Origin of the sequence: Streptomyces sp. LaPpAH-108, assembly GCF_000373625.1 — a bacterium.
GTDB lineage: Bacteria > Actinomycetota > Actinomycetes > Streptomycetales > Streptomycetaceae > Streptomyces.
In genome coordinates this window covers 69,467-81,988 of sequence record NZ_KB891988.1, presented here as the reverse complement: position 1 = coordinate 81,988, position 12,522 = coordinate 69,467, and the positions used below count along the sequence as shown (strand labels likewise).

Genomic DNA, 12,522 nt, shown 5'->3' with positions numbered 1-12,522 from the left:
TGACCGGCGCTCCCTCAGCCACTTCGACACGCGGCTCCACCGTGCGCGGGGTGGCGAATCCGTCCGGCCCGATCGACGCAGCCCCGGAGCCGCCCGGCCACGCGACCCGCGGGCCATTGAGACGCGCCCCCACTCCCCCCACCCCCACCGCTCCGACGCGTGTCCGCGTCACCTCTCCTCGCAACCGCGACGTCCGCACCCGCGCCCGGCCACCCCGCGCACCCCCGGCACCCCCACCCGCCAAAGCCAAGCGCAACGCCGACGTGACCCCCGTCACCGCACCCCCGTGATCACCCCCGAGCTAACTTAGGTTAGGCTAACCTAAGTTGAAGTTCCCGCACGGACAGTCCCCTCGGAGGACCCCCACATGCGCTCGCACCTGCTCAATGGCCTCACCGCGGAGCACTACCGCCGCTCCGTGACCGAAGGAGTAGAGCGGGTGGCTGCCAAACTGGCCACCACCGAACGTCCGTTCACCGGCGTCACCGTCGACGACCTCACCCCCCGCATCGACGCCGTCGACCTGGACCGCCCGCTCGGCGACACCGCCGCCGTCCTGGACGAGCTGGAGGAGCTGTACCTCCGCGACGCCGTCTACTTCCACCACCCCCGCTACCTCGCCCACCTCAACTGCCCGGTCGTCATACCGGCGGTGCTCGGCGAGGCCGTGCTCTCCGCCGTCAACTCCTCGCTGGACACCTGGGACCAGTCGGCAGGCGGCACGCTCATCGAGCGGAAACTGATCGACTGGACCACCGAGCGCATCGGCCTCGGTGAGAACGCCGACGGGGTCTTCACCTCCGGCGGCAGCCAGTCCAACCTCCAGGCCCTGCTGCTCGCCCGCGAGGAGGCCAAGGCCGAATCCCTGGACAAACTGCGGGTGTTCACCTCCGAGGTGAGCCACTTCAGCGTGAAGAAGTCCGCGAAACTGCTCGGCCTCGGCCCGGACGCGGTCGTGACCATCCCCGTGGACCACGACAAGCGGATGCACACCGTCGCACTCGCCCACGAGCTGGAGCGCGCCGTCCAGGACGGCCTGGTCCCGATGGCCGTCGTCGCCACCGCGGGCACCACCGACTTCGGCTCCATCGACCCGCTCCCCGAAATCGCCGAGCTGTGCGAGCAGTTCGGCGTGTGGATGCACGTGGACGCCGCGTACGGCTGCGGCCTGCTCACCTCGCTCAAGCACCGCGACAAGCTGAACGGCATCGAGCGCGCCGACTCGGTCACCGTGGACTACCACAAGTCCTTCTTCCAGCCGGTGAGTTCGTCCGCCCTCCTGGTGCGCGACGTGGCCACCCTGCGCCACGCCACCTACCACGCGGAGTACCTCAACCCGCGCCGCATGGTCCAGGAGCGCATCCCCAACCAGGTCGACAAGTCCCTCCAGACCACGCGCCGTTTCGACGCGCTCAAGCTGTGGATGACGCTGCGCGTGATGGGCGCGGACGGCATCGGCGAACTCTTCGACGAGGTCTGCGAACTGGCCCAGGAGGGCTGGAAGCTCCTTGCCACCGACCCGCGTTACGACGTGGTCGTGGCCCCGTCCCTGTCCACCCTCGTCTTCCGCTACATCCCGGCCGGGGTCACCGACCCCGCCGAGATCGACCGCGCCAACCTCTACGCCCGCAAGGCCCTGTTCGCCTCCGGTGACGCCGTCGTCGCGGGCACCAAGGTCGGCGGACGCCACTACCTGAAGTTCACCCTGCTCAACCCCGAGACCACCGCGGCCGACATCGCCGCCGTCCTCGATCTGATCGCCGGCCACGCCGAGCAGTACCTGGGAGAGTCCCTTGACCGCGCTTCCTGAAGCCAGCCCCGTCCTTGACTTCGTGGGGATCGGCCTCGGTCCCTTCAACCTCGGCCTTGCCTGTCTGACCGAGCCCATCGACGAGCTGAACGGCGTCTTCCTCGACTCGAAGCCCGACTTCGAGTGGCACGCCGGGATGTTCCTCGAAGGCGCCCACCTCCAGACGCCGTTCATGTCGGACCTGGTCACCCTGGCCGACCCGACCTCGCCGTACTCCTTCCTCAACTACCTGAAGGAGAAAGGCCGTCTGTACTCGTTCTACATCCGCGAGAACTTCTACCCGCTGCGCGTGGAGTACGACGACTACTGCCGCTGGGCGGCCAACAAGCTGACCAGCGTGCGGTTCAGCACCACGGTCACCGAAGTGACGTACGAGGACGGCGTGTACGCCGTGCACACGCAGGCCGGTGACACCTACCGCGCCAGGCATCTGGTCCTCGGCACCGGCACCCCGCCGTACATCCCCGAGGCGTGCCAGGACCTCGGCGGCGACTTCCTGCACAACTCCCGCTATCTCCAGCACAAGGCGGAGCTGCAGAAGAAGCGCTCCATCACCCTGGTCGGCAGCGGCCAGTCGGCGGCGGAGATCTACTACGACCTCCTCAGCGAGATCGACGTCCACGGCTACCGGCTCAACTGGGTCACCCGCTCCCCGCGCTTCTTCCCGCTCGAATACACCAAGCTCACGCTGGAGATGACCTCCCCGGAGTACATCGACTACTTCCACGCGCTCCCGGAGGACACCCGCTACCGGCTCGCCACCGCGCAGAAGGGCCTGTTCAAGGGCATCGACGGCGAGCTGATCAACGAGATCTTCGACCTGCTCTACCAGAAGAACCTCGGCGGCCCGGTCCCCACCCGCCTGCTCACCAACTCCGCCCTCACCAGCGCCCGTTACGAGGACGGCAGCTACACCCTCGCCTTCCGCCAGGAGGAGCAGGGCAAGGACTTCGAGCTGGAGAGCGACGGCCTGGTGCTCGCCACCGGCTACCAGTACCGCGAGCCGGAGTTCCTGAAGCCGGTCCGCGACCGTCTGCGCTACGACTCCCACGGCAACTTCGACATCGCCCGCAACTACGCGATCGACACCACGGGCCGGGGCGTCTTCCTCCAGAACGCGGGTGTCCACACCCACAGCGTGACCAGCCCCGACCTGGGCATGGGCCCCTACCGGAACGCCTCCATCATCCGCGACCTGCTCGGCAGGGAGTACTACCCGGTGGAGAAGACCATCGCCTTCCAGGAGTTCGCCGTATGACCTTCACGATCCGCCCGCTCGACCCCCTGAAGGACGCGCGGCTCGTCCACGGCTGGGTCACCGACCCGAAGGCCGCGTTCTGGATGATGCAGGACGCACGCCTGGTGGACGTCGAGCGCGCCTACATGGAGATCGCGGCCGACCCGCACCACCACGCCTTCCTCGGTCTGGACGAGTCCGGAGCGCCGGTCTTCCTGATGGAGAGCTACGACCCGGCCCACCGGGAGCTGGTCGGGCTGTACGAGCCTCAGGAGGGGGACGTCGGGATGCACTTCCTGGTGCCGCCCACGGACACGCCCGTGCACGGATTCACCCGGTCGGTGATCACGGCCGTGATGGCCCATCTGTTCGCGGACCCGGCGACCCGGCGCGTGGTCGTGGAGCCGGACGTGCGCAACAAGGCCGTGCACGTGCTCAACGAGGCCGTCGGCTTCGAGGCCGAGCGCGAGATAGAGAAGCCGGAGAAGCGCGCCCTGCTGAGCTTCTGCACGCGGGAGCGGTTCGAGGCGGCGACGGGGGTGGCCGCATGAGCCTCGCCGACTCCGTCGCCCATCTCTCCCCCGAGCGCTGGGACCAGGCCAACCGCCTGCTGATCCGCAAAGCCCTCGCGGAGTTCGCCCATGAGCGGCTGCTCACGCCCGAGGAGGACGGGGAGCAGTACGTCGTCCGCAGCGACGACAAACTGACCGCGTACCGCTTCTCCGCCGTACGCCGGGGCCTCGACCACTGGCAGATCGCCGAAGACTCGATCACCCGGCACCGCGACGGCTCCGAACTCCCGCTCGCCGCCCTGGACTTCTTCATCGAGTTCAAGGAAGCGCTCGGCCTGAGCGAGGAGATCCTGCCGGTCTACCTGGAGGAGATCTCCTCCACCCTGTCCGGCACCTGCTACAAGCTCACCAAGCCCCGCGTCACCGCGAAGGAGCTGGCGGCCGGCTCGTTCCAGGAGATCGAGACCGGGATGACCGAGGGCCACCCGTGCTTCGTCGCGAACAACGGGCGGCTCGGCTTCGGTGTGCACGAGTATCTGGCGTACGCGCCGGAGACCGCGAGCCCGCTGAAACTGGTCTGGCTGGCCGCGCACCGCTCGCGCGCCGCGTTCACCGCCGGGGCGGGCGTCGAGTACGAGGAGTTCTTCCGGCGCGAGCTGGGCGAGACCGTCCTGGAGCGCTTCCGGGGCGTGCTCACCGCGCAGGGTCTCGACCCGGAGGACTATCTGCTGATCCCGGTCCACCCCTGGCAGTGGTGGAACAAGCTCAGCGTGACCTTCGCCGCCGAGGTGGCCCGCCGCCATCTGGTGTGCCTGGGCGAGGGCGAGGACGAGTATCTGGCCCAGCAGTCCATCCGGACGTTCTTCAACGCCTCGCACCCGGAGAAGCACTATGTGAAGACGGCCCTGTCCGTCCTCAACATGGGCTTCATGCGTGGTCTTTCGGCCGCGTACATGGAGGCGACCCCGGCGATCAACGACTGGCTGGCCCAGCTGATCGAGAACGACCCGGTGCTCAGCGGCACGGGCCTGACGATCATCCGCGAGCAGGCGGCCGTCGGCTACCGGCACCTGGAGTACGAGCGGGCGACCGACCGCTACTCGCCGTACCGCAAGATGCTGGCCGCGCTGTGGCGGGAGTCCCCGGTGTCCCGGCTCGCCGAGGGCGAGTCGCTGGCGACCATGGCCTCGCTGCTCCATGTCGACCAGGACGGCGCCTCCTTCGCTGGCGCGCTGATCGAGCGCTCCGGGCAGGCACCCGCCGACTGGCTGCGCGACTACCTGCGCGCGTACTACGTGCCGCTGCTGCACAGCTTCTACGCCTACGACCTGGTGTTCATGCCGCACGGCGAGAACGTGATCCTGGTCCTGGCGGACGGCGCGGTCCGGCGCGCGGTGTACAAGGACATCGCGGAGGAGATCGCCGTGATGGACCCGGACGCGGTGCTGCCGCCCGAGGTCCGGCGCATCCGGGTCGAGGTGCCCGAGGACACGAAGCTGCTGTCGATCTTCACGGACGTCTTCGACTGCTTCTTCCGCTTCCTCGCGTCCAACCTGGCGGCCGAGGGCATCCTCACCGAGGACGAGTTCTGGGGCACGGTCGCGGAGATCACCCGGGAGTACCAGGCGGCGAACCCGCAGCTGGCGGAGAAGTTCGCGCAGTACGACATGTTCGCGCCCGAGTTCGCGCTGTCCTGCCTGAACCGGCTCCAGCTGCGCAACAACAAGCAGATGGTGGACCTCGCGGACCCGTCCGGCGCGCTCCAGCTCATCGGCACCCTGCAGAACCCGCTCGCGGCGTTCTGAGCGGCCCGCGAGACGGGCACGGACAAGACGGGCACAGAGACGACGGGCACCCCGGAGAGTACGGTCCTCCGGGGTGCCCGTTCCCGTGCCGCGCGACGCGCTACCTGGCCTTGCGCGCCACCGTGAAGTGGTCGATCCGCTCACCCGTCTCCGCGATGCCCGACACGGTCAGCTTCGCCGTGTGCCCCTTCGGCGCGGGCGTGACGTCCACGCGCAGGAAGGAGTAGTCGAGGTAGCGCACCCGGGACCAGGTGACCGCCTCGTCGCGCTTGCCGTCCTTGAGGTTGACGAAGGAGGCCACGGACTCGACCTCGTGCTCGTGCCCCTCGTAGGAGTCGGGCGCGGTGAAGGCGTACAGGCTCTTGCCGGCCGCGCCCGCGGTGACGTAGACGACGCCCTCGCTCTCCGGGTAGGCGGTGCCGCCGATGGGGAGCTTCTTGACGACCTTGTCGCCCTTGATCACGTCGGTGCGCTCGTACTGGTGGTTGTGGCCGTTGATGACCAGGTCCACGGTGTACTTCTCGAACAGCGGCACCCACTCCTGCCGTACCCCGCCCTCGGAGGCGTGCGCGGTGGAGGTGCAGTAGGCGCAGTGGTGGAAGAAGATCACGATGAAGTCCACGTCCTTCGCGGCGCGGTACTTCTTCAGCTGGGTCTCCAGCCACTTGGTCTGGGTGCCGCCGGAGATGCCGAGGTTCGCCGGGATCTCGTACGAGATGTCGTTGGCGTCGAGCGAGATCACGGCGGTGTTGCCGTAGACGAAGGAGTAGACGCCGGGGAGGTTCTTGCGGTCGGGGCCGTTGTCCGGGAGGGTCCAGCGGGCCTCCTCGCCGCCGTAGCCGTTGGGCGAGTACCAGGCCTCCATGTCGTGGTTGCCGTAGGCGGGCATCCAGGGGATCTGTTTGGCGACGGACTCGGTCTGGTGCAGGAACTGGTCCCAGGTGCGCGAGTCGAAGCCGGTGTCGGTGGTCTTGCCCTGGCCGGCCGGGTCGCCGTAGGCGATGTCGCCCGCGTGCAGGTGGAAGGCGGGGTTCTGGCCGAGGATCAGGGCGTTGTTGGCCAGGCCGTGGTAGCCGACGCCCTCGTCGCCGAACGCGGTGAAGGTGAACGGCTTCTTCCCGGCGGGGGCGGTGGTGAAGGTGCCGAGGGTGCCGAGCAGATGGGGCGCGGCGGGGTCGAAGCCCTGGTGGCCGACGCCGTAGTAATAGGTCTGCCCGGGGCGCAGGTGAGTCAGCTTGGCGTGGACGTAGTACTGGGTGTGGTCGCCGCTCGCGCCGACTCCGGCCGGGGTGTAGAGGGTGCGGACCTCGGCCTCGATCTTGCGGGAGAGGTCCCAGGGGTGGGCGCCGACGCGGAGGAAGGGCCGCTTGACCGCGACGGGCACCTGCCAGGAGACGGTGATCTCGGTGCGCGGGTCGTTGCCCCAGGCCAGATGGCGTCCGAAGGGGGCGACGAGGGCGCCGTCGACGGTCTCGGCGGGGCGGTGGGCGGGGATCGTGGCGGCGGTGGCGGGGGCGCTCGCGGGGGCCGCCTGGGCCGAGGCGCCGGAGACGAACGCGCCGCCCACGACGGTGCCCACCGTCACGGCGCCGCCTCTGATCATGGTCCGCCGGGAGAACCTGGAGCGCAGATATTCGTGCTGCTCGGCCATGCTCATGCGCTCGGCCAGCTTCTCGGGTACGCCCATACGAGGAATGTCCATGTCACCAGAAGGTGCCCCGCGCGGGCGACGCCGCCCGGGACGCCGGGTGGATTTCCGGCTAACAGCACCCCATCGGACCCCCAACAGGCGCTTGCCCGATTTCGGGCAAGATTCTTGCGAAAGTCGCGATCGTGCCCGAGGATCTACCGGGTGCACGAGGAACTTGTCGATCACCTGACGCGCTCCACCCCGCTGAACAGGGGCGAAGCGCTGCGGGTGATCCAGGACGTGCTGGCCTACTTCGACGAGACGACCCAGGAGTACGTCCGTCGCCGCCACCGTGAACTGCAGGCCGACGGCCTGCGGAACACAGCGATCTTTGAACAGATCGAGGCAGACCTGAAATACCGGGCCGTGGCGCCGCCGGAGCTGACGCTCAGGCAACTGCGCCGCATGGTCTACGGCTGAGAACTCCAGGGTGAGGGAAGACTTCATATGTGCGGAATTGTCGGATACATCGGTAAGCGCGACGTCGCTCCCCTCCTCCTCGAGGGCCTGCAGCGCCTGGAGTACCGGGGCTACGACTCGGCGGGCATCGTCGTCTCCAGCCCCAAGTCGGCCGGTCTGAAGATGGTCAAGGCCAAGGGCCGGGTGCGCGACCTGGAGGCCAAGGTCCCGGCGCGCTTCAAGGGCACCACCGGCATCGCCCACACCCGCTGGGCCACCCACGGCGCCCCCTCCGACGTGAACGCCCACCCGCACATGTCGGCCGACAGCAAGGTCGCCGTCGTGCACAACGGCATCATCGACAACGCCGCCGACCTGCGCCGCAAGCTGGAGGCGGACGGCGTCGAATTCCTCTCGGACACCGACACCGAGGTCCTCACCCATCTGGTCGCCCGCTCGAGCGCCGAGAAGCTGGAGGACAAGGTCCGCGAGGCGCTGCGCGTCGTCGAGGGCACCTACGGCATCGCCGTCATGCACGCCGACTTCCCCGACCGCATCGTGGTGGCCCGCAACGGCTCCCCGGTCGTCCTCGGCATCGGCGAGAAGGAGATGTTCGTCGCCTCGGACATCGCCGCCCTGGTCGCCCACACCCGCCAGATCGTCACCCTGGACGACGGCGAGATGGCCACCCTGAAGGCCGACGACTTCCGCACCTACACCACCGAGGGCACCCGGACCAGCTCCGAGCCCACCACCGTGGAGTGGGAGGCCGCCTCGTACGACATGGGCGGCCACGACACCTACATGCACAAGGAGATCTTCGAGCAGGCCGACGCCGTGGACCGCGTGCTGCGCGGTCGCATCGACGACCGCTTCTCCACCGTGCACCTCGGCGGCCTCAACCTGGACGCCCGTGAGGCCCGCCAGATCCGCCGCGTGAAGATCCTCGGCTGCGGCACCTCGTACCACGCGGGCATGATCGGCGCCCAGATGATCGAGGAGCTGGCCCGCATCCCCGCCGACGCCGAGCCCGCCTCCGAGTTCCGCTACCGCAACGCGGTCGTGGACCCCGACACCCTCTACATCGCCGTCTCCCAGTCCGGTGAGACGTACGACGTGCTGGCCGCCGTGCAGGAGCTGAAGCGCAAGGGCGCCCGCGTCCTCGGCGTGGTCAACGTGGTCGGCTCGGCGATCGCCCGCGAGGCCGACGGCGGCATGTACGTGCACGCCGGGCCCGAGGTCTGCGTGGTGTCCACCAAGTGCTTCACCAACATGACCGTCGCCTTCGCCCTGCTCGCCCTGCACCTGGGCCGCACCCGCGACCTGTCGGTGCGCGACGGCAAGCGGATCATCGAGGGCCTGCGCAAGCTGCCCCAGCAGATCACCGAGATCCTCAAGCAGGAGGAGGAGATCAAGGTGCTGGCGGAGCAGTTCGCCGACGCCCGCTCGATGCTCTTCATCGGCCGTGTCCGGGGCTACCCGGTGGCGCGTGAGGCCTCCCTCAAGCTCAAGGAGGTCTCGTACATCCACGCCGAGGCCTACCCCGCCTCCGAGCTGAAGCACGGTCCGCTGGCCCTGATCGAGCCCGCGCTGCCGACGGTCGCGATCGTCCCGGACGACGACCTGCTGGAGAAGAACCGCGCCGCCCTGGAGGAGATCAAGGCCCGCAGCGGTCAGATCCTCGCGGTCGCCCACCAGGACCAGGAGAAGGCCGACCGGACGATCATCGTCCCGAAGAACGAGGACGAGCTGGACCCGATCCTCATGGGCATCCCGCTCCAGCTGCTCGCCTACCACACGGCGAAGGCCCTGGGCCGCGACATCGACAAGCCGCGCAACCTGGCGAAGTCCGTCACGGTGGAATAGGAAATCCCCGCACGGGCGGAAGCGACAATTGAGCAACCCCCGCGGCGAGCAACCACCTCCGCGAGAGCGGCGCCGGTTTAGGCGCAAAGAGGAGAACGGACCCCTACGTGGCCACGTGGGGGTCCATTCCGTGCCGCCCCCTCGGCCGGCGGCCGTCACCCGCCGGCGCTGCGACACGCACCGAAGCCCCCGGCGGGTTCATGCCCCGCCGGGGGCTTCCGGACACCTGGATGACGGTTCAACCGGGCGCACCAGCAGGCGCGTTGGGTGTTCCACAGTCCTGAACGCGCCCCTTACGGGACGTCAGGGGATCACGATCACCGGGCGGCGGGCCCGCTTGGCCAGCCGCCCCGCCACCGAGCCGAAGAGACGGCCGACCAGGCCGTGGGTCGAGCCGACCACGATCGCGTCCGCCTCGTACTCCCGCCCGACCTCCTCGAGTTCATGGCAGATGTCGCCGCCGCGCTCGACCAGGATCCAGGGCACCTCGGCGAGATGGTCCGCGCAGGCCAGCTCAAGACCGAGCACTTCGGTGCGGTGGTCGGGCACATCGACGAAGACGGGCGGCTCGCAGCCCGCCCACACGGTGGTGGGCAGCCGGTTGGCCACATGGACGATGATCAGGCCGGAGCCGGATCGCCAGGCCACGCCGATCGCGTAGGCGAGGGCGCGCTCGCTGGAGGTGGAGCCGTCGAAGCCGACGACCACTCCGTGCTGGAAGGCGGGATCGCAGGAAGGGCGTGCCTCTTCCGCCGCCAGGGGGTCGGCCGCCGTCGGTTCGGCAACCGGCCGCTTGCGGTCCGCGGGTTCGAAGAATTCGTGACCGGCCATGGCTGTCTCGGCGTTGTGATCCTTTATGGGAGGGGGACATCGTGCGGCGGAGCTGTGTCCGGGATTCGTCTTCCCAAGCCCATACCCCCAAGGGTACGGCGGCACGCCTCCCGAGCCCAGATCTCCCGCACGCTCCGTGAGCGGCCCTCCGGGGTGCCCCAGGGGGTTCCCCGGAGAATGCACGAGCGACGCGCGGGGCGCAATGGTCGCTGCCCCGTACACGCGGTTTTGTACGGGATCAGGGGACGGGGGCGGGACCGGCCGGGGGCCGGGAGGTGACCATCGCGCCATGACCGTTGTACGGAAATCCGGGTCCGCCCGGTGACCGACCGGGCCCGGCCGCGTTGAACCCCCTGAACCGCAGCCCCCAGGGAGCAGTCCGATGCCCGCAGCCCGGCCCACCGCCGCCGCACCGCGCGCCGAGTCGTCGGCCGCGCAGGGCGGCCCGTCGGCTTCATCGGCGCCGTCCGCACCGTCCGTGCCGTCCGCGCCGGACACCGTGCGTGACGTGATCGGCTGGGGTGTGTTCGGGTGCCTGCTCGTCCCCGTCGTCCTGCTGTGGTGCGGCGCCCCGCCGGTGACCGCCGCAGGGGCGGGCCTTGGCCTGACCGCCGTGACGGGAACATGCTGGGCGCTCCTTCGCCACTTCGAGCGCGCCGCGACGAAGGCGGAACGACAGACACCGGTTGACTGACCGGTTTCCGCGCCTCGGAACGCTGCTTTTCAGCCAACTTCTGAATATCGCTCCGGAGGGGTCGCAACCACCCTTCATCCCCCGTTCCACCTGCACAAACAGGGTCCACGAGACCCCACGCACCCTATGCGGTTTGGCCACCACGCTGAGGCGCACTTCCCTGCGCGGCCCACGAGTGCAACCCTTCGTGATCGAATGCTTCACGCCAAGTTGTCATGTCGACAATGCGTGACGTGGAGAACTGGCCACCGGCAGACCACGGCAGCCAGTAGATTCGATCTTGACTGTCTTACGGCGGGGGACTCGTGCAGGACCGAGGGGAAACGTGCAGGAGCGACACAACCGAGGAGCCGCGACCACCGAGGGGGGCTTAGCAGTATGAGCCACGACTCCACCGCAGCGCCGGATGCCGCAGCCCGGAAGCTCGCCGGGCGACGCCGCAAGGAGATCGTCGCGGTGCTGCTGTTCAGCGGCGGCCCCATCTTCGAGAGTTCCATACCGCTTTCGGTGTTCGGCATCGACCGCCAGGACGCCGGAGTACCGCGCTACCGACTGCTGGTGTGCGGGGGCGAGGACGGCCCGCTGCGGACCACAGGGGGCCTGGAACTCACCGCGCCGCATGGCCTGGAGGCGATCTCCCGCGCGGGGACGGTCGTCGTACCGGCCTGGCGTTCGATCACCTCCCCACCGCCGGAGGAGGCGCTCGACGCGCTGCGCCGCGCACACGAGGAGGGGGCCCGCATCGTCGGCCTGTGCACCGGGGCGTTCGTCCTGGCGGCGGCCGGCCTGCTGGACGGCCGCCCGGCGACCACCCACTGGATGTACGCGCCGACGCTGGCCAAGCGCTATCCGTCGGTGCACGTCGATCCACGGGAACTCTTCGTGGACGACGGCGACGTACTGACCTCCGCGGGGACGGCGGCCGGGATCGACCTCTGTCTCCACATCGTGCGGACGGACCACGGCAACGAGGCGGCGGGCGCGCTCGCCCGGCGTCTGGTGGTCCCGCCGCGCCGCAGTGGCGGTCAGGAGCGCTATCTCGACAGGTCTTTACCCGAGGAGATCGGCGCCGACCCGCTGGCCGAGGTCGTCGCCTGGGCGCTGGAACACCTCCACGAGCAGTTCGACGTGGAGACGCTGGCGGCACGCGCCTATATGAGCCGCCGTACGTTCGACCGCCGTTTCCGCTCGCTCACCGGCAGCGCGCCGCTGCAGTGGCTGATCACCCAGCGGGTGCTCCAGGCACAGCGGCTGCTCGAGACCTCGGACTACTCCGTGGACGAGGTCGCGGGCCGGTGCGGCTTCCGCTCGCCGGTCGCGCTGCGCGGGCACTTCCGCCGCCAGCTCGGCTCGTCCCCCGCCGCCTACCGGGCCGCCTACCGGGCCCGCAGGCCGCAGGGCGAACGGCCGGTCGAGCAGGAGTCGCCGCTGCCGCCGCCGGGTGTGACCGGCACCGCGGTCGGCCTGGCCGGCCATGGCGTGGTCGGCCAGGTGCCCGCCGTACTGCACGCGGAGCGTGACGGGGGAGTCCCGCTGCAGAGTCGCAGGCATGCGGCGGGTGCGGTGAGTCTGCTGCCGGGGGCGCGGGGCGGGGTCTGACCGTAGGGGATCCCGTAGGGATCATCGGGGAGGGGGAAGAGGGCGGACGTCACACGCCCCTCCCCCTCCCCCCATACCT

10 protein-coding genes are annotated in these 12,522 nt (G+C 69.4%); 8 read left to right on the top strand and 2 right to left on the bottom strand.

What is annotated here, in order from left to right; genetic code table 11:
• Positions 1-367 precede the first annotated feature (367 nt).
• From desA to B079_RS0106465, 4 genes are read left to right on the top strand one after another with little or no spacing between them, the layout of a single operon-like run.
• On the top strand, positions 368-1,810 hold the full coding sequence (desA, locus tag B079_RS0106480) for a lysine decarboxylase DesA (RefSeq protein ID WP_018544963.1): 1,443 nt from the start codon (positions 368-370) through the stop codon (positions 1,808-1,810).
• Positions 1,794-3,068, top strand: a complete 1,275-nt coding sequence (locus B079_RS0106475) for a lysine N(6)-hydroxylase/L-ornithine N(5)-oxygenase family protein (RefSeq protein ID WP_026248414.1) — start codon at positions 1,794-1,796, stop codon at positions 3,066-3,068. Before desA ends, B079_RS0106475 begins: the two co-directional genes overlap by 17 nt.
• Positions 3,065-3,598 (top strand): GNAT family N-acetyltransferase, encoded by a 534-nt coding sequence (locus B079_RS0106470; protein WP_018544961.1) that lies wholly within the window; start codon positions 3,065-3,067, stop codon positions 3,596-3,598. The genes B079_RS0106475 and B079_RS0106470 overlap by 4 nt, the downstream gene beginning before the upstream one ends.
• Complete coding sequence (locus B079_RS0106465) at positions 3,595-5,364, top strand: IucA/IucC family protein (RefSeq protein WP_018544960.1); 1,770 nt, start codon at positions 3,595-3,597, stop codon at positions 5,362-5,364. The genes B079_RS0106470 and B079_RS0106465 overlap by 4 nt, the downstream gene beginning before the upstream one ends.
• Positions 5,365-5,464: 100 nt before the next feature.
• Here the strand turns inward: B079_RS0106465 and B079_RS0106460 are convergent, their stop codons facing one another.
• On the bottom strand, positions 5,465-7,051 hold the full coding sequence (locus B079_RS0106460) for a purple acid phosphatase family protein (RefSeq protein WP_018544959.1): 1,587 nt from the start codon (positions 7,049-7,051) through the stop codon (positions 5,465-5,467).
• A gap of 165 nt (positions 7,052-7,216) precedes the next feature.
• Between B079_RS0106460 and B079_RS0106455 the strand changes: the two genes are divergently transcribed.
• Positions 7,217-7,474 carry a hypothetical protein gene (locus B079_RS0106455; protein WP_018544958.1) on the top strand — a complete coding sequence of 86 codons (258 nt, stop codon included), beginning with the start codon at positions 7,217-7,219 and terminating at the stop codon, positions 7,472-7,474.
• A gap of 27 nt (positions 7,475-7,501) precedes the next feature.
• On the top strand, positions 7,502-9,319 hold the full coding sequence (gene glmS, locus B079_RS0106450) for a glutamine--fructose-6-phosphate transaminase (isomerizing) (RefSeq protein WP_018544957.1): 1,818 nt from the start codon (positions 7,502-7,504) through the stop codon (positions 9,317-9,319).
• Between the two features lie 303 nt (positions 9,320-9,622).
• Here glmS and B079_RS0106445 read toward each other — a convergent pair whose 3' ends face one another.
• Positions 9,623-10,150 carry a universal stress protein gene (locus B079_RS0106445; protein ID WP_018544956.1) on the bottom strand — a complete coding sequence of 176 codons (528 nt, stop codon included), beginning with the start codon at positions 10,148-10,150 and terminating at the stop codon, positions 9,623-9,625.
• A 382-nt stretch (positions 10,151-10,532) separates the two neighbouring features.
• Between B079_RS0106445 and B079_RS31450 the strand changes: the two genes are divergently transcribed.
• A complete protein-coding gene (locus tag B079_RS31450) occupies positions 10,533-10,844 on the top strand; it encodes a hypothetical protein (protein ID WP_018544955.1) in 312 nt (103 codons plus the stop codon).
• Positions 10,845-11,222: 378 nt separating this feature from the next.
• Complete coding sequence (locus B079_RS0106435) at positions 11,223-12,443, top strand: helix-turn-helix domain-containing protein (protein ID WP_018544954.1); 1,221 nt, start codon at positions 11,223-11,225, stop codon at positions 12,441-12,443.
• Positions 12,444-12,522: the final 79 nt, after the last annotated feature.